13 protein-coding genes are annotated in these 17170 nt (G+C 69.3%); 5 read left to right on the forward strand and 8 right to left on the reverse strand.

Annotation, left to right across the window (positions count from 1 at the left end; genetic code table 11):
• The coding region (locus D7V80_RS09865; RefSeq protein WP_120587911.1) for a saccharopine dehydrogenase family protein at positions 1 to 1053 on the forward strand (1053 nt) is incomplete at its 5' end.
• Complete coding sequence (locus D7V80_RS09870) at positions 1053 to 1715, forward strand: TetR/AcrR family transcriptional regulator (RefSeq protein WP_120587912.1); 663 nt, start codon at positions 1053 to 1055, stop codon at positions 1713 to 1715. The genes D7V80_RS09865 and D7V80_RS09870, both read left to right, overlap by 1 nt.
• Here D7V80_RS09870 and D7V80_RS09875 read toward each other — a convergent pair.
• From D7V80_RS09875 to D7V80_RS09890, 4 genes are all read right to left on the reverse strand, one after another.
• Positions 1707 to 2483 carry an SDR family NAD(P)-dependent oxidoreductase gene (locus D7V80_RS09875; RefSeq protein ID WP_120587913.1) on the reverse strand — a complete coding sequence of 259 codons (777 nt, stop codon included), beginning with the start codon at positions 2481 to 2483 and terminating at the stop codon, positions 1707 to 1709. The two genes, D7V80_RS09870 and D7V80_RS09875, sit on opposite strands and share 9 nt — an antisense overlap.
• The gene (locus tag D7V80_RS09880) at positions 2483 to 3154 is read right to left on the reverse strand and encodes an SDR family oxidoreductase (protein ID WP_120587914.1); all 672 of its coding nucleotides are present in this window, start codon (positions 3152 to 3154) and stop codon (positions 2483 to 2485) included. Before D7V80_RS09880 ends, D7V80_RS09875 begins: the two co-directional genes overlap by 1 nt.
• A 101-nt stretch (positions 3155 to 3255) precedes the next feature.
• Entirely contained in the window at positions 3256 to 4506 is a 1251-nt protein-coding gene (locus tag D7V80_RS09885; RefSeq protein WP_120587915.1) for a cytochrome c family protein, read from the reverse strand.
• Positions 4507 to 4515: 9 nt separating this feature from the next.
• On the reverse strand, positions 4516 to 5100 hold the full coding sequence (locus D7V80_RS09890; RefSeq protein ID WP_120587916.1) for a hypothetical protein: 585 nt from the start codon (positions 5098 to 5100) through the stop codon (positions 4516 to 4518).
• Positions 5101 to 5379: 279 nt separating this feature from the next.
• Between D7V80_RS09890 and D7V80_RS09895 the strand changes: the two genes are divergently transcribed.
• Positions 5380 to 6993: an alpha/beta-hydrolase family protein gene (locus D7V80_RS09895; RefSeq protein WP_233585239.1), complete on the forward strand. Its 1614-nt coding sequence runs from the start codon at positions 5380 to 5382 to the stop codon at positions 6991 to 6993.
• On the opposite strand, the gene D7V80_RS09900 is transcribed toward D7V80_RS09895, so the two are convergent.
• The 3 genes from D7V80_RS09900 to D7V80_RS09910 form a co-directional block, all read right to left on the reverse strand.
• Positions 6980 to 10432 (reverse strand): LamG domain-containing protein, encoded by a 3453-nt coding sequence (locus tag D7V80_RS09900; protein WP_147447032.1) that lies wholly within the window; start codon positions 10430 to 10432, stop codon positions 6980 to 6982. The genes D7V80_RS09895 and D7V80_RS09900 overlap by 14 nt on opposite strands.
• Positions 10429 to 10914, reverse strand: coding sequence for a tetratricopeptide repeat protein (locus D7V80_RS09905; RefSeq protein WP_120587919.1), 486 nt, complete (start codon positions 10912 to 10914; stop codon positions 10429 to 10431). Before D7V80_RS09905 ends, D7V80_RS09900 begins: the two co-directional genes overlap by 4 nt.
• Positions 10915 to 11021: 107 nt before the next feature.
• Positions 11022 to 12758, reverse strand: a complete 1737-nt coding sequence (locus tag D7V80_RS09910) for an ATP-dependent endonuclease (RefSeq protein WP_158616586.1) — start codon at positions 12756 to 12758, stop codon at positions 11022 to 11024.
• 369 nt (positions 12759 to 13127) lie between these two features.
• Between D7V80_RS09910 and D7V80_RS09915 the strand changes: the two genes are divergently transcribed.
• Both D7V80_RS09915 and D7V80_RS09920 read left to right on the forward strand, forming a co-directional pair.
• Positions 13128 to 15206, forward strand: a complete 2079-nt coding sequence (locus D7V80_RS09915) for a sodium-translocating pyrophosphatase (protein WP_120587921.1) — start codon at positions 13128 to 13130, stop codon at positions 15204 to 15206.
• A gap of 165 nt (positions 15207 to 15371) precedes the next feature.
• Complete coding sequence (locus D7V80_RS09920) at positions 15372 to 15572, forward strand: hypothetical protein (RefSeq protein ID WP_120587922.1); 201 nt, start codon at positions 15372 to 15374, stop codon at positions 15570 to 15572.
• A gap of 55 nt (positions 15573 to 15627) precedes the next feature.
• On the opposite strand, the gene D7V80_RS09925 is transcribed toward D7V80_RS09920, so the two are convergent.
• Positions 15628 to 17157: a M28 family metallopeptidase gene (locus D7V80_RS09925; protein WP_120587923.1), complete on the reverse strand. Its 1530-nt coding sequence runs from the start codon at positions 17155 to 17157 to the stop codon at positions 15628 to 15630.
• Between the last annotated feature and the right edge of the window lie 13 nt (positions 17158 to 17170).

Consider the following 17170-nt stretch of genomic DNA (forward strand, 5'->3'; position numbering starts at 1 on the left):
GGGGTGGTGGGGGCGCAGGTCGCCTTGTTGCTGAGGGAGCGTCACCCGGACCTGCCGCTGCTCATCGCAGGGCGCAGGGAGGCACCCGCCAGGGAACTGGCCGCGCGGCTGGGACGGGCGGAGGGGGTCGCGCTGGATGTCCGCTCGCCCCAGGCGTTGGCGGCGCTGGGTGGGAAGCCCCGGGCCGTGCTGTCCCTGGTCAATGATCCGGAGGACACGCTGCTGCTGGCGGCGTCGCGCGCCGGGGTGCCCGTGCTGGACATCACCCGGTGGACGTCCCGGCTGAAGGCCACGGTGCTGCGGCTCTCCGGTGCGACGCCGGGCGCGCCGGTGCTGCTCGGATCCGCGTGGATGGCGGGGCTGGTTCCTCGCCTCGTGGCGATGGCCGCGGGGCGGGTGGGGCGCCTGGAGCGTGTGGAGGTGGCCATCCGCTTCGCGCTCGCGGATCAGGCCGGGCCAGACTCGTTGGAGTACATGGACCGGCTGGGCCTGTCCTTCGAGGTGATGGAGGGCGGGGAGGAGCGGCAGGTGCTGCCGCTGACGGACGGCCGGCGGGTGAGGTTCTCCGACGGACGCCATACCCGGGTCTTCCGGCTCGACACGCCCGAACAGGCGACGCTGCCCCGCGTGCTGGGCGCGCGGACGGTGACGACGCGGCTGGGCTTCGACTCGGGCTTCGCGACCTGGACGCTCGTCGCCCTCCAGCGGCTGGGCATCCTGCGGTTGCTCCAGCATCCCCGCTGGACGCCACTGCGCCGCACGCTGCTCGCCGGCAGCAACACCGGGGGCGAAGCCGCGTGGGTGGCGGACGTGGAGGGCGAGCGGGGGCACGTCCGCATCGAGGTGGTGGATCCCCTGGGACAGGCCCATCTCACCGCCGTCGGAGCGCTGGTGGGCGCCGAGCGGCTCCTGGGATTGGATGGCGCGCTGCCGCCACCCCCGGGCGTGTGGTTCCCGGAGCATGAGCCCCGGCCCGAGGAGACGCTGGCCACCCTGCGTGCCTGCGGCGTCGCGGTCCGGATCGACGAGCGCCTGGCGCGCGAGGCGGCGTGATGGCCCGCCGCACGAGCAAGAAGGAGCCCGGGACACTTCCCTCGGCGAGCCCCCGGAAGGGGACCGCGGTGCATGCCAAGGGCACCGAGCGCGTGGAGCGCATCCTCGACGCGACCATGGAGGTCCTGGCCGGTGACGGCTACGCGGGCCTCAGCTTGCGCGTCGTGGCCCAGCGCGCGGGGGTGAGCCTGGGGAACCTCCAGTACTACTTCCCCACCAAGCAGGACGTGGTGCGGGCCCTGCTGGCGCGCTACCTGGAGCAGGCCCTCCAGCGGGTCCGCGAGCGGATGGCGGGGGGCGGAAGCGAACCGGCGCAGCGGCTTCGGCTCGCCGTGGACGCCATCCTGGAGGACCAGGACTCACCCCACGCCTGCCAGTTCTTCGCGGAGCTGTGGGCGATGGCCGCGAGGGACGCCATGGTCGCCGACGCGCTCGCGGTCTTCTACGCCGGCTATCGCGCGGGCGTCGTGGAGCTGCTGCGGGAGCTGTCCCCCGGACTCACCCCGGCACGTAGGGAGCGGCGAGCGGCCCTGCTGGTCGCCCTCTTCGAAGGTCTGTCGCTCTTCCGGGGCGGCGGGAACCTGCGCGGCGCTTCGGTGCCAGGGCTGGAGCAGGAGCTGCGCGTGCTGCTGGAGCAGGTGCTGCTTCGCGACTCAGAATGACGGCAGGTCTGACGCCAGATGGGAGGACAGCCCACCGTCCATCACCAGGGCGCTCCCGTTGACGTAGCCGCCAGCGGGCCCCACGAGGAACGCCACCAGCCCCGCCACCTCTTCTGGCGTTCCGAAGCGCTTCACGGGGATGCGCTCCTGCAAGCGCTGGCGTGACGCAGTGGGGGCGTTCGCCAGCATGTCCGTCTCGATGTATCCGGGACAGACCGCGTTGCAGGTGATGCCGTAGGCTCCCCACTCCGCGGCGATGGCCTTCGAGTAGCCCACGAGCGCGTGCTTGGTGGCCGCGTAGGTGGACGACTGCGCGCCACCGAAGAGGCCCATGATGGACGCGACGTTCACGATGCGCCCATGGCCTTCCGCCTTCATTCGCGGCAGCGCCCACTGACACAGGTTGCGCACGCCCTCCACGTTCACGCCGAACAGCAGATCCCACTCGGCGACGCTCACCTCGTCCGCGCGATGAAACGGCCCACCCAGGCCCGCGTTGTTCACGAGCACCTGGGGCACGCCCACCTTCGCTTCGAGCCGGCCGAGCGCTGACTCCACCTCGTCCCGGTTCGCGACGTCACAGGCCAGCGGCCACGCGCGGCCTCCGGCGTCGAAGAGCTGCTTCTGGAGTTGCTCCAGCGCGGCGACATCACGGGACACCAGGACCACCTCGAACCCGGTCCGGGACAGCAGGGTGGCGATGGCCGCTCCAATCCCCCGGCTGGCTCCGGTGACGACGGCGACAGGTGCCTTTGGCTGCGGCTTCATCAGAGGACCCCCTGCGGCGGGACGAGGCGCAGCTCGTCGATCCGCACGTTCGGGGGCTTCATCGCGATCTCCCAGATGCACTGGGCCACGTCCTCCACGGCGAGCATGTCTGCCGGACTGAACTCCGGCCGCGACTTCCAGAAGGAGGTGTAGACGGCACCGAGCGACAGCAGGGTGGCGCGGATGCCGAACGCCTTGCCCTCCTCGTTCAGGACGCCGGTCAGTCCCCGGACGCCATGCTTCGTCGCGGCGTAGGCCCCGTTCAAGGGCAGCGTGAGGTGGTCGCTCACGGACCCGATGTGGATGATCCGCCCGCCGCCCCGGGGCTTCATCCACCGGAAGGCCTCGCGCGCGCACAGGAACGTGCCCGTGAGGTTCACGTCCAGGGTCCGGTTCCAGTCCTCGAGGGACGTCTCATGGAGCGGCGTGAAGACTCCGACGCCCGCGCAGTTGACCAGGACCTCGACAGGACCCGTCTCCGCCTCCGCCCGTTCGAACAGCGCCCTCACGGAGTCCTCGCGCGTGACGTCCACGTGCAGGCAATCCGCCGTCTCCGTCGTCACGTCACTCGCGGCGCACACCACGCGCAGCCCCTCCGCGCGCAGCTTGTGGACGACGGCGCGTCCGATGTCGCCCGTGCCTCCGATGACGATGACATTCCGAATGCTCAAGCGACGTGCCTCTCCCCCGGGTTCATCCCCATGGACAGGGTAGTCCATGGAAAGCGAGCCAAGGGGAATACTCCGGGGTGAGGTGCGAATCCGCTTTCGAGCTACTCGGGCGCGCCCTGCTCAATCCACGAGAAGATGAGATCGATGTCCTCTTCGGGAATGGGCGGCAGGCCCAGGGGCATGCCCAGCACGCCCGGCTGGAAGTGCCCGTCCAGCTCTCCCTGCCGTGCGAGCAGCGCGGCCACCAGCCGGGGCGTCCCATCCTCCAGTCGATCCGGGAGCCCGCGGAACTGGCCGTCGCGCCGGATGCCGCGGAGCAGGCCTTCGCGCGTGGCCAGGTCGAGTGAGGCACCGCCGTAGCCGAACCCGCCCGAGTTCCCCGGCCCCTGATCTCCGGGCCGCCGCAGGTCGGAGTGACAGTGGTAGCAAAGGTGCCGTGTGAGCTTCTGCGCGACCTCTGGATAGTGGACCTCTCGCTCCAGCCGCTTGGGTTGGTACCGGGACCGTGGCGCTTCCGCCACCTGGGGCAGGGGCTCGCGCAGGAAGGCCGCCAGGTCTTCGACCTGCTTCGGGGTGAACCGGAAGGTGGGCATCTCCGTGTCGGGGAGGATGCGGCGCGGATCCGTCAGCCAGCTCCGCAGTTGCGCCAGGGACATGCGGTCACGCACGTGGCGCAGGTCGGGGGCCTGCCTCCGGGCCGAGGGGCTGTTGAACTCCGGCGCGCCGTAGCGCAGGGACGCGAGCGGGGAGTCTCCCCGGTAGTGACAGCTCGCGCATGCGTGCTCCGCGTAGAGCGCCCGGCCTGCCTCCACATCACCTTTCGAGGGTTCCGCCGACTCCTGCTCGGTCACCGCGAAGAAGTCCGCGAGCAGCTCCGCGTCCTTCGGGCCCACCTTCATCCGGGGCATGGTGGCGCCGTAGAGCGGCCTCACCACGTGCGGCGCCTGGAGCCAGGAGACGAGCCACTCGCGCTTGACCCGCTGGCCCAGCGAGCCGAGGTCCGGGGTCCTCACCAGGTGGTTGATGTGTCCCTTCCACCGCTCGACCTCCGCCCGCTTGTACCAGAGGTCCATCCTCCCCGCGGCGATGGCCTGATGGCACGTGACGCAGTTCTCGCTCAGGCGCGCGGACACCGGTCCGAGTCCGGGGACGACATGACAGCGATTGCACTGGAAATGCTCCACGGCCTCCCTTGGCGTCGCCGGTGAGGGCTTCGTGGGGGCGAGCACCCGCGTCCGCAGGCGCAGCGCCAGCACGTCCGCGTCACGGATGGGCACATAGCCACCACCGGCCACGGCCACGACGAGCGCGACACCGGCCAGGGTGCCGAGGAGAGGGACGCGCAATGCCACGAAGGTCGCTCAGTCGTAGGAGGAGGAGGACCAGTAGCTGAGCCGCACGTTGTGGCACATGAGCTCCGGGAAGATGAGGGACTCGCGGGCCGTCCCCAATCCCCACACCAGGACGGCCGACGTGAGCACCAGGCTCATGATGGCCTTGCGTCTTGTGCCACAAAACCGCCGCCGGCCCGGCCCGTGGAAGTAGAGGGCTTGCAGGACGAAGAGCACGATGGGGCTGGCCATCAGCACCACCACGCCGCGAATGCTTATCGCGCAATAGGAGAGAGCCTGAGCGCTGACGTCCATGAAACTTCCGCCCACCCAGGCCGTTGCCAGCAACAGGACGAGGGCGACGCCAATGACCAGGAAGAAATTCCGGCGCGCGGCCGTTGGCCGGGGCTGTTCCTTCACGGTCGGTCCCCAGACATTGTGGACGACGACGCGGTTCATGATCACCGCGCCCGCGGTCCAGAGGAACAGCTCGCCCCAAAAGGGCAGATTGAAGTCCCTCGCTGCGGAGTCCATCGCGTTGATGCAGGCGAGCGCATGCAGTGGCCACAGGACCGAGGCACCGAACAGGGTGGGAGCGAGGGCACGGGGAAGCATCCGGTAAGGCTATCAGGCACTTCGCGGGGAGTGCGAGCAGGCCCACCCGGCGGCTGAATCCATTGGCAGTCACGGAGCCAGACATGGCATGCGCTCGCTGCTGGGGAGCGGTCTTGGGGCCTACCCTCTGGAGTGCGCTCCGGAGAGCCTGCGCACTCGCGGGGAGTTCGCATGGAGCACTTCCTCACCCACGCCGACCAACCCGTCGCGGTGCGCCAGACCCGACGTGCCAGCCGGACATGGCCTTGCTGGCTCCGCTACACCTTGCCGGGGGCCTGGGTGGCGCTCCTCTTCGCCTGTCTGGCTTTCACTCCGTCGCTGCTGCCTCGCAGCGGGCCGTTCCAGGGGTTCGTCAGCGGCCTCAGCGCGGCCATCGGCTATGGGCTCGGGTGCCTGGGGGCCTGGCTCTGGCGGGAGTTCGCGGACCGTCCCGCGAGGACGCCCCACCGTCGCGCATGGCAGGGCTTCTTCATCGTGGCCGCCGTGGCGCTGGCGGGCGCGCTGCTGCTCGGCTGGCATTGGCAACAGCGCCTGCGGGAGCTCATGGGCATGCCCTCTCCGGGCCGCGCGGGATATCTGTTCGCTCCCGTTGTCGCTGCGGTCGTCTTCTTCGTGATCATCGCCGTGGGGCGTGGCCTGCGTGCCGTGTCCCGCGCGTTGGCTTCGCGGCTCTCAAGACACATCGGGCCTCGCGTGGCCCGGGCGACGAGCGGACTGGCCGTCGTGGTGCTCACCGCGCTGGTGGCCAGCGGCTTGCTGTGGGACGGGCTCATCTCCGCCGCGGACCGCACGCTGGAGGTGCAGGACACGATGACCGACGAGGGCGTGGTGCCACCGAGTACAGCACTGCGCTCCGGGGGCCCGGGCTCACCCATTCCGTGGGAGTCCCTGGGACGGGAAGGGCGCAACTTCATCGGGCGCGGGCCCTCGGTCGAAGAGCTCTCGCGCTTCCATGGCACGGCGGTGAAGGAACCCATTCGCGCGTACGCGGGCTATGCCTCCGCGCCAGATGCGGAGGCCCGCGCCGCGCTCGCGGTCGATGACCTGGAGCGGGCTGGCGGCTTCGACCGCGCGTACCTGCTGGTGGTGACGACCACGGGCAGTGGCTGGGTGGTGCCGGAGGCCGTGGACGCCTTCGAGTACATGACCGGCGGTGACTCCGCAGTCGTCGCCATGCAGTACTCGCATCTGTGGTCGTGGCTCTCCGTCCTGGTGGATCAGGCGCGGGCGCGGGAGTCAGGCCGGGCGCTCTTCGACGAAGTCCATGAGCGCTGGTCGCGGCTTCCTCCCGGCCAGCGGCCGAAGCTGCTGGTGTTCGGAGAGAGCCTGGGCTCCTACGGTGGAGAGACCGCGTTCAGCGGCGAGCGGGACCTGGCCAACCGCACCGACGGAGTCCTCTTCGTGGGCCCGCCGAACTTCAACACCCTGTATCGCGCGTTCACCGACCACCGGGACCCGGGCAGCCCCGAGGTGGAGCCCATCTACCGTCAGGGCCGCATCGTCCGCTTCAGCCGCCGGCCGGGGACGGACATCCCGCCCGCGTCCGCGCCGTGGGGAGACTCGCGCGTGCTGTACCTGCTGCATCCCTCCGACCCCATCATCTGGTGGAGTCCCCGGCTCCTGGTGCAGCGGCCGGACTGGCTGCGTGAGCCGCGAGGCGATGACGTCCTGGACCAGATGGTGTGGATCCCCTTCGTGACGTTCTGGCAGGTGACGGCGGACCTGCCCCTGGGCATGGAGGTGCCCGCGGGCCACGGCCACGTCTACACCGCCGAGCACGTGGACGGCTGGGCCGCGCTCCTGCGGCCCGAAGGCTGGAGCGCGGACCAGACGGCACGGCTGCGGGACCTCCTGCTCGCACGGGAGGTCCCCACCGCGCTCACGGAGCGTTGAGCCAGTCGAAGTGGTGATCCAGCGTGAAGGTGCCGTCCGGCTGATCCACGCGCACGAGCAGCCAGGGCGGCACGGCTCCACCCAGGACCGCCGGGACGTTCATCGGCTGGCGGCGTGGATCCTGGTGGCGATTGACGCTGCCCGCGGTCAGGGCGCCCATCCGCAGGCCCGGCAGCGGCGCGCTGGACGTGTGGCACGACTGACAGAAGGCGTTGCTGGTGGAGTCCGGCCGAGGCAGGTCCGCCTCCAGATGGGGCATGGCCATCATCGACGGACGCAGACAGCGCTCGCGCCACTGCTGCACCGGCTGGGGATTCTTGTGCACGCGGTCGATGCACAGGTGCTCGCCCGACTGGGCCGGGTAATCCAGCGGCTCCACGTAGGACTCCAGCCGCAGCTGCTCACACAGCGCCCGGCCCGACGAGAGCGGGTACTGATACGAACGCGAGCGCAGCGTCTCCAGCACCGGCGAGTACACCTCCGAGGCGCGGTAGGTCAGGTCCACGGTCGTTCCCAGGGCCTGGTTGCACAGCAACTCCTCCACCCAGGGCCGCGTCGCGTCTCCGGGGGAGAGCGCGTAGATGCGCAGCTCATCCACCCAGCCATGGAAGGGCATCCGCGCCTGTCCCCGGACGAAGTCGGGACCGGGGTCGCCGACCGTCATCCACGTCCAGCCGTTCATGGAGTTGTACATCGGGTCGAAGCCCAGGTCCCACGAGGCCACGGTCAGCGACGAATGCGCCGTGCCGTTGATGTAGAACGTGAGCTTCCGCTGCCCGGCGAGCGTGTAGACCTTCATGCCGAAGTGGAAGTACGTGCCGGGCTGCACCAGCGAACCCAGGTTCACGGTGAACGTGGAGCCCGTCTGGCCGTTGTAGCCGGTGAGCTCGTGCCAGGTGTTGGAGTAGCCGTCGACCGCCTGCACCAGGCCCACCCACGAGTTGTCGGAGAAGTAGAACAGGGTGCGCGGCACGGTGCGTGAGACGCCGCCGGGCCAGGGGACGGGCGGCGGAGCCATGCGGGAGTCCAGCCAGATGCCGAACAGCCAGTCGCGGCGCGAGCCATCCACCGGGTAGCCCATGTCCATGAAGTCGTTGCGGCCATCCAGCCAGACGCCCTTGCCGCTGACGCCGCCCAGGGCCACCGGCTCGATGCGCGCGCCGCCCCGCAGCCGGACGGAGCCCGGAGGCTGCGGCCCGTCCGTGCCGAACACCGGGCTGCCCGTGGCCGCGTTCTGCGCCAGCGGGTTGCGCACGAAGCGGAAGTCCGCGACGTCGCCTCCGCGCACGTAGGCCCACGCGTTGCGGGTGGGCATGAAGCCATCCTGCGGGAAGGTCTCCGCGCGCCAGGGACCTTCGGGAGACACGTCCATGCGCATGGCCGCGTTCATGTGCGCCACCACGAAGGCGCGCTTGTTGAGGTAGTCGTCGAAGGCCACCTCGGAGTTGCGCTGGGTGTTGGATTGGAAGTTCCACACCACGTCGAAGGGCAGCGTGGGGCGCAAGGCATTGAAGGTGTTGAGCTGGTTCTCGAAGGAGAACAGCTGCGAGCTGCCCCTGGGCGACAGGGACAGGTCCGCGCCCGCGTAGAGGCGCAGGGAGTAGGTGCGCTGGAAGTGGTCCTCGCTGTTGCCTCCCAGGTCGGTGATGCTCATGCCGTTGTCCAGGATGACGGCCTTGCCGTGCGTCCAGGCCCCCAGCACGCTGATGGCCTGCGCCGGCGCGCGGTCCGGATTGAAGCGGGCCCGGTCCGCGTCGGACGTGGGCGCGCTCCACAGCTGATCCAAGTAGGAGAAGGGCGCGAAGCGCTCCTCCCTCAACACCTGCCGCGCGTAGTAGCCGTCATGGGGGTTGTTCTTCGCCGCGAAGAACAGGTTCTTGCCCTCGCGGTCCAGCCACGCGTACGCGCCCTGGTTGCGCACGCCGAAGGGGATGGGGTTGCCCAGCGTGTCGCGGAAGTTGCGTGGCTGGCCATTGATGACCTGCGAGCGGGCCAGTTCGTAGCGGGTGTTCACCGCGGGGTCCATGGGCATCATGCTGATGGGCTTGAAGTGGTTCCAGCTCGCGGCCTGGCAGATGTCGTTTGAGGACGCGTAGAAGAGGCCGCCCATGTTCAGGATGAGCATCCGCCCATCGCCGCTGGTCGCGGGCTCGAACATCGCCAGGTGCTTCTCATCCGGCCCGCTGCCGACGATGCCGTTCCACGTGCCGCCGTTGCCGATGACGGCGTCCTCGTCGTCCTCCACCTTCAGGTCGCCCGCGAAGCTCTGCCGGTCGAAGAACTGGCACCACTTGGGCGCGGTGGCGGCGGTGTTGCGGACGTAGAAGGTGATGCCGAGGATCTTCTTGGGGGTGTAGCACTGGAAGCTGGGGTTCTGCGTGAACAGCTTGCGCCAGTCGATGGTGTCCGGCGTCCCGGGGACGCTGTACGCGGAGCCGGCGTTCATGTCGCCCCAGTTGGAGTCGTGGACGTTGAACGGCCGGAACGGCGGCAGGTCCCAGGTGGGCAGGGACTTGAGCTCGCCTTCGGGGTTGCGCGGGTAGACCCAGAGGCCCCAGTTCGCGGTCCCTCCGCCCACGGAGTCGCCCGCCGTCACGAGCTTGGGATTGCGCACGAAGACGGTGAGCGCCGTGGAGCGCAGCTCCCAGCGCTTCCCGTCGGAGGCGACCATTCCGTAGACGAGCGAGATGTCGTAGCAGTCCCCGGAAACCCACGGCGAGGTGGCCTCGTAGCGGGCCCGGCACGCCAGCGGGTTGCGGCCGCGGCCCGCCGCGTTCAGCGACGACACGGAGTCCTCGCACAGCGTGCTGTGGAGCATGTCCGGAAAGTCGCCGTTGTTCTTCGCCGCAAGCCGGGTGTAGCCGGGCATCGGGTTGAAGGCGACGAAGGGATGGAGCCCCGGCTGCCACGTGGGCTGCACGTAGCGGGTGCCCTTCTGGGCGAAGTCGTAGCGGAAGTCCGGGCCCAGCAGCTCCGGACGGAAGGTGTAGAGGGTGGAGCCCTCCGCGCAGCCACGGCAGCCCCCGCGCACGAAGAGCCGCCCGTCGTTGCTGCCCCGGTTGAAGGGCATCACCTGGATGGCCTGGGCTGCGTCCGCGGACTCGGGCGTGCGCGGCGCGTTCCAGCCGTTGTCGTATTCGAACGGAGGGAAGGGCTGCATCACGCCGGTGAGCGCCGAGGGGCGCACGGACAGCGGCGTGGTGCTGGCCGCGCGATGGGGGCGCCAGGCCGCCGACACCTCGCGGAAGATGCTGGGGCGCTGGGGGTTCTCCGCGTTGTAACAGTTGTCGATGCGGCTGTAGTCGTTGGAACACGCGGCGGTGCCCACGAAGGCCACGTCGGAGAACTGCGTCGGTGGGTCCAGCCGGGCTTCGGACGTGGCGAGCGGCGAGGAGGGGGAGGGCTCCGCGGCGGGCAATGAATCACATGCCACGTTCATGCAGAGCAGGGCCAGGGCGCTGGCCCGCCAGGGGATTCGAGACGCGAGGTGAGGATGCATGAGACGCGGTGTAGCTGTCTCATGCCGCCTTCCGTCAACTGGGGCTGGTTCGACTGCGCCGACGGCGCGGGGACGCACTTCGTCTCGAAGACGGTGACGATCCGCTTGAAGTCCTGGCGCGCCGCATCCGGGACGCCTTCGTGGAGCATGTCGAGCGCACGCCGCCCCATGGCCACGGCCTCCCGGCACCGTCCGGTCTGGAAGAACAGCGCCGCCTGCGTGTCGAGGATGGCCGAGTTGCCCGGCATCAACCGCACCGCGCGCTGGGCCGGGGCGAGCCCCTTCTGGGGCTGGTCCGTGGTCACGTAGTACCAGGCCAGGCTGTTCTGGGCGGAGGGGCTGTCCGGCAGCAGCTCCGCGGCGCGCTGGCGGGCCTGCTCCTGGGTGGCGGACGTGTCCGCGTGTTGGCGAGCAGGTCCCACGCGCGCCCATCCTCCGGATGCTTCTCCACCAGCCCCAGGATCCCCAAACGCAAGCTCATGGCCGGGGCTCCTGCCATACCTCGCGGACGCGTGACAGATGCCGCGAGTCAGGCTTTGGCGTCGGGCCGGGGTGAAAAGAGCGCCTGGACGAACCTTCTGGCGTGTTCGAGGTGGGGATCCTGCCGGAGGTTCATGCGCAACACCTCCGCGAGCCAGGCGTTTCCATGTCCTCCGACGGTGGGGACGAAGCTCTCCATCTCTCCACACTCCACGACGAAGAGCCCCAGGCGCTTCAGGTCCGCGAGGAGCGTCTCGGCCACCTGGCGAAGCTCTCCCTTGGGGACCGCGTTCACGCCGAGCAGCTTCGCTTCATCCCAGGGCGAGGCGCGCCTGAGCACGTCCCGGATGCTCTTGGCCACGTCCATGGGGAAGGTCGCGGTGGTGACCTGGTTCAGGAGCTTCTGGATCTCCTTCTGGACGTGGGTGGTTTCGAGCTCCGGCTTGCGTTGCTCGATGCCGGCCTTGACCTGCTTCCAGCGAGGTCGGAAGTCGTCCCAGTTGCCTCCGAGGGCCTCGACGGCCTCCTTGAGAGGGGATTCGCTGTTCAGGATGTCGAAGTCCACGACCATGCGCGTGGGGATGCCGATGCTGGCGAGGGCCTTGGCGATGGTCGGGATTTTGTGTTTGCCACCCGTGCTCGTGAACATGACGTCGGGCATCCGGGAGTCCGTGTCCTCGGACCGGGTCGCTTCCAGGAGTGCGGCATAGAAGCGGCAATCTCCGTCCGCCTCGCAGAGCACGACCTGCTCGTGGAAGAGGCTATCCAGGGGGTTGGAGAAACGGAGGATGGGCTCATTCCAGAGCGTGCGGATCCGGTCCTTGTCCAGTGTCCGCGCGTGGTTGAGGTTTCCCTCGCGCGTGAGGCGGATGATCTGGAGCGAGGCCGGGTTGGCATCCAGCAGGCCCCGGAGCAGATCCCCGCTGTGGGTCGCGATGACGAGCTGGCGCCCGGCGGGCTTCTCCTTCGCCAACAGCGTCCCGAGGAAGCGCGCCTGGGGCGGGTGAAGGAACGCCTCGGGTTCGTCGATCATGACGACATGCTTGTCGGAGGCCGTGACATCAAGGATGCAGCCCGCGAAGCTGCGCATCCCGTCGCCCTGGTCCTGGAGTAGGGGAAGCGCCTGGAGCTTCCTGGCGTAGCTGGGGGAGACCCGATCTTCGCCGGGATCCAGGGGAGGTGCCGTGCCGCAGTGGAGGGGCATCTTGGTGCCCGCGGTCCGGTTGACGATGAGCGCCTGTCCGAAGGCTCGTCGGAAGTAGCGACTGAGCCGCTCCGCCAGGGCCGGATCGACGCACATCTTCTGGATGGGGTGGTATGGGATGTCGCTCGTAAGGTTGAAGACGTCCGCAGGGTCGGTGGCCCTGATGCGGGTAGAGAGGTCCATCAGGCCGAAGAAGAGCCTGTTGAGAATGCTCAAGCCTTTTCGCTCCCACGCATTCCGGAGCCAATCTTCATCTACGGTGTCAGGCGTGAAGCCCACGAAGCTGTTGACGGCCTTCGAATACTTCGGGGCTTGCAGTGACTGGAGTTGGTAGTACCCGGCTTCGGCCAGACGATACGGAGCCATCCGCTCCAGGAACTCGTCGGTTGTCCCAAGACGGCCCACGTCCGCGTGGACGACGACGTGATTGTTCGTCTCACCGGACTGGCTGAAGATCTCCCGGAGGGTCACGCTCTTGCCGGCGTTGTTGGGCCCGACGATGACGACGATGGCGTCGGGTTCGAGCGGGATGCGCTCGCCGCCGCTGAACGTGAGTTGCTCGAGGAAGAGAGAAGCGGGCATTCCATCTCCTTGGGGCGTCATGCTGGCATGTCCAGGTGCTGGGGGTACGCCCCCCCCGCGAACCGGCATGCCGCTGTGGCTGGAACTCGCGGTGGCGCTCCAACCCCGGGGTGGCGGTGAAACCTCCCCCTGTGTCGAGCTGAATCACCAGTGAATCCGGGTACTTCAATCCACTCGATGGGCCCTCCAGGCCCCGCCGGATCCCTTTGAACTCCTACTGCGTCAAGGACCCGGGTGGGGCCGTCCGCTCCGAGGAGGCTCCCCGCTTGCCCTGAAATCACGTATAGGCCCTCCGCACATTTCGCGCGGCACGCGAGCGATCCGCAGGGTGAGCGGTCAGGGGCCCCCGGGACTGCTCTGGAGGAACGGATGGAGTTGTCGAGTCTCGAATCTGAATTCTGGGCGATCGCACCGAGCGTCATCGGCGCCGTCGGTCTGCTCTTCGCTGCGTTCTTCTACTTCCGCGTCAAGGGTCTCCCCGATGGTGACGCGACGATGAACCGCATCGCGGGCTACATCCGCGAAGGCGCGATGGCGTTCCTCGTCCGCGAATACAAGGTGCTCGCGGTCTACTGCGTGGTCGTGGCGATCGCCATCGGCCTGGCGCTGGGCCCGATCGCCAGCGCGAGCTTCGTGGCGGGTGCGTTCCTGTCGCTGCTCGCGGGCTACATCGGCATGAAGGCCGCGACGTTCGCGAACGTGCGCACCGCGCAGGCCGCGCGCACGGGCTCCAAGCCGAACGCGCTGCTCGTCGCGCTGGATGGCGGCGCCGTGATGGGCCTCGCCGTCGCCGGCCTGGGCCTCATCGGCATGGGCGTCGTCTACTACGTGTTCCGCTCCAGCCCGGAGCTGTCCCCCATCCTCCACTCGTTCGCCGTGGGCGCCAGCTCCATCGCGCTCTTCGCGCGCGTGGGCGGCGGCATCTACACCAAGGCCGCGGACGTGGGCTCCGACATCGCCGGCAAGGTCATCGAGAACATCCCCGAGGACGACCCGCGCAACCCCGGCGTCATCGCCGACAACGTGGGTGACAACGTGGGCGACGTGGCCGGCATGGGCGCGGACATCTACGAGTCCATGGTGGCCGCCATCGTCGCCGCCATGGCCATCGCGCTGACCGCCAACGCGACGGAGCTCTCCCGCCTCGTGGTGGACACGAACGCGACGGGCAACGCGAAGCTGGCCGGCGTCATCCTCCCGCTGGTGCTGTCCGCCATCGGTCTGGTCGTCAGCCTGCTGAGCATCTTCATCGCCCGCGCGCTCAAGCACATGAACCCCGCGCAGGTGCTGCGCAGCGCGCTCATCATGCCCCCCGTCATCCTGGTGGGTCTGTCGTTCGTGCTGATGAACGTGTTCGGCCTGTCCCAGAACATCACCATCGCGCTGGCGGCGGGTGCCTTCGGCGGCGCCATCATCGGCCTCGTCACGGACTACTACACGTCGTCCACGCCGGTGCAGCGCATCGCGGAGTCCTCCATCACGGGCGCGGGCACCAACCTCATCCGCGGCCTCGCCGTCGGCATGGAGAGCGTGGGCATCTCCATGGCCACCATCGCCCTGGTGGCCTACATCGCGGACCGCGCGCTCGGCCTGTACGGCATCGCGCTGTCGGCGGTGGGCATGCTGGGCGGTACCGCCGTCGTGATGACGGTGGACGCGTACGGCCCCATCTCCGACAACGCGGGCGGCATCTCCGAGATGTCCGGCCTGGGCCCGGAAGTGCGCGCCATCACCGACGAGCTGGACGCAGTGGGCAACACCACGGCCGCCATCGGCAAGGGCTTCGCCATCGGCTCCGCGACCCTCACGGTCATCGCGCTGTTCTCCGCGTTCAACCTGGAGGTCAATCACACCCGCGTCGCCAACGGCCTGGCGGAGATGAGCCTGGAGCTGACCAACCCGAACGTCATCGTGGGCCTGCTCCTGGGCTCCATCCTCCCGTTCCTGGTGGGCGCTTCCACCATGCTCGCGGTGGGTCGCGCCGCTGGCGCCATCGTGGAGGAGATTGGCCGTCAGTTCCGTGAGATCCCCGGCCTGATGGAGCTCAAGGCCGAGCCGGACCCCAAGAAGATCGTCGACATCTCCACCAAGAGCGCGCTGCGCGAGATGATCTTCCCGGGCCTGATCGCCATCGTCGCCCCGCCGCTGGTGGGCTGGGTGCTGGGGCCCCTCGCCCTGGCGGGCCTCCTGGCCGGCTCGCTCGTCGTCGGCGCCACCATGGCCCTCTACATGGCCAACGCGGGCGGTGCGTGGGACAACGCCAAGAAGTTCATCGAGAAGGGCAAGCTGCCGGGTCACGCCAAGGGCTCGGCCGTCCACAAGGCCGCCGTCGTGGGCGACATGGTGGGCGACCCCTTCAAGGACACGTCCGGTCCGGGCGTGGCCATCCTCATCAAGGTCATGAGCGTCGTGTCGCTGCTCGTGGCCTCGCTCATCGCGCTGCGCTGAGCCATCCCTGGGGTGCGGCCACCCGGCTTCGGGGCGCCGCACCCTGGGTGTAGGAGACCAGACACCCGGCCAGGCAATGCCGGCCGCGTCAGGGGCAGTGGGCGAGCGCGTGCTTACACTTCATGGTGTGTGCCGCGCGCTGTTCTCCTGACGATGAGGTGTCCCATGGTCCTGGAGTTCTCCCAGCAGCAGATCCACCTGCTCCACGCAGTGCTGGCCGAAAGCGCTGATGCGCTGCGGGATGAGATCGTCCGCACCGACAAGCTCGAGCTGCGTGAGGAGCTGAGAGACAGGCTCGACCAGCTGTTGGTCATCCAGCGCCAGGTGGAGGCCCGGATGCACCAGGAGCAGCCAGCGGCGCTCTGAGGCCGTCGGGCCTGTTCCCCAGGCGAGAGGCCTGGGGACTGGATGGCCGCCCGGTTCAGCGCGGTGCCTGGACGGGCTTCCCGTCGAGCGGGTGCCCCCGGGTGCCGGCGGTCCATTCCTCCCAGACGTTGAACGACTTCATCTGCTGGCCCAGGTCGGTGTCGCGCACGAGTGCTTCCACCTCCGCGCGGCTCTGCCGGGGCAGCTTCTCTTCCATCGTCGCGAAGCCCCACGCGAGCGCGCCCACCACGGCCGCATTGGCGCGCAGCGTGCGCGCGTCGCACTGTTCGAACTCGTCCGAGCGCGCGTGGTAGTTGGGCCCGTACGTGGCCGGCTCCTGGTTGGCGATGAGGTTGGCCACGCCGTGCATCATGAAGTCGAAGTTGTCGGTGCCCACCACCGGCACGTCCACCTGCGCGAAGGGGCCCAGGCCCGTCACCGGCTTCAAGGCCTTGTCCACCAGCGGCACCAGCGCGGGCCGGCCGTTCGTGTAGAAGCCGGTGATGCGCCCGCAGCCGATGTCCACCGACAGCGCCAGGGTGTGCCGGTCCAGCTCCGCCGCGTGCGTGCGCGCATAGCCAGCCGAGCCGTGCATGCCCTGCTCCTCGCCGTTCCACAGCGCGAAGCGCAGGGTGCGCGCGGGCTTCAGCCCCAGGCGCTGCATCTGCCGTGCGAGGTCGAGCAGCATCGCGACGTTGGCGCCGTTGTCCAGCGCGCCGCCGCCCAGGTCCCAGCTGTCCAGGTGCGCCCCCAGCACGACGACCTCATCGGGATGCGTGGTGCCGCGAATCTCGCCAATGACGTTGCGTGACTCGTAGGGGCCGCCCGTTCGCAGGTCCAACACCGCGGTGAGGTTCAGCGTCTTGCCGGAGCGCAGCAGCCGCAGCGCGCGCTTCGCGCCGTCGCGCTCCATCACCAGCATGGGGCGGGTGTTCCTGGGGCCCACCGAGACGCTGTGCCGGTAGAGCTGATTGCCCGGCCGGCTGCCCATGTAGACGACGCCAGTCACGCCCGCGGCGAACGCGCGGGACTCGATGGTCGCCGCCTCGTCGTACTCGCGGAAGAGCCCGTCGACGTCCTTGAGTTCGTCCGTCTCCACCAGCAGGTACGAGCCGCGCGCCTTCGTGCCCAGGCGCTTGAAGTCCGTTTCGGTGCCCCGGCCCGCGTCCAGCAGCGAAGCGGTGAGGCCTCCCTTGGGCGTGGCGGTGGAGAAGGGCATCGCGGCCACGCGCGGGGCGAAGCTCACGTCCTGGCCCTTCACGGACGCGGTGGCGGCGCGCTCCAGCCACAGCGCCGGCATGGGGAAGGGCTCCGCGCGCGCCGTCACGCCCGCGGCGCGGAAGCGCTCCAGCGCCCAGGACACGGAGCGCTGGTTGGCTTCGGAGCCCGTGGCCCTCCCGCCCACTTCATCCACCAGCGAGCGCAGGTCTTCCAACATGGGCGTTGCCCCCAGCACGCTCCCCACGAGCAGCGCGGCTTCGCGCTCACGCACGGAGGGCGGAGCCTCCTCGGCCCAGGTGGGAGCCGGGAGGGCCAGGGTGAGGGACAGCGCCGCGAGGCGGAGGAGCGGACGGGCAGGGGACATGCGGAGGGCACCG

Origin of the sequence: Corallococcus sp. CA054B, from assembly GCF_003611625.1 — a bacterium.
Classification (GTDB): domain Bacteria; phylum Myxococcota; class Myxococcia; order Myxococcales; family Myxococcaceae; genus Corallococcus; species Corallococcus coralloides.

Bases quoted from the DNA above. Each gene is read 5' to 3' on its own strand.
- D7V80_RS09920 (WP_120587922.1), top strand. From the start codon at position 15,372: ATGGTCCTGGAGTTCTCCCAGCAGCAGATCCACCTGCTCCACGCAGTG.
- D7V80_RS09870 (WP_120587912.1), top strand. From the start codon at position 1,053: ATGGCCCGCCGCACGAGCAAGAAGGAGCCCGGGACACTTCCCTCGGCG.
- D7V80_RS09910 (WP_158616586.1), bottom strand. From the start codon at position 12,758: ATGCCCGCTTCTCTCTTCCTCGAGCAACTCACGTTCAGCGGCGGCGAG.
- D7V80_RS09925 (WP_120587923.1), bottom strand. From the start codon at position 17,157: ATGTCCCCTGCCCGTCCGCTCCTCCGCCTCGCGGCGCTGTCCCTCACC.
- D7V80_RS09875 (WP_120587913.1), bottom strand. From the start codon at position 2,483: ATGAAGCCGCAGCCAAAGGCACCTGTCGCCGTCGTCACCGGAGCCAGC.
- D7V80_RS09890 (WP_120587916.1), bottom strand. From the start codon at position 5,100: ATGCTTCCCCGTGCCCTCGCTCCCACCCTGTTCGGTGCCTCGGTCCTG.
- D7V80_RS09915 (WP_120587921.1), top strand. From the start codon at position 13,128: ATGGAGTTGTCGAGTCTCGAATCTGAATTCTGGGCGATCGCACCGAGC.
- D7V80_RS09900 (WP_147447032.1), bottom strand. From the start codon at position 10,432: ATGAACGTGGCATGTGATTCATTGCCCGCCGCGGAGCCCTCCCCCTCC.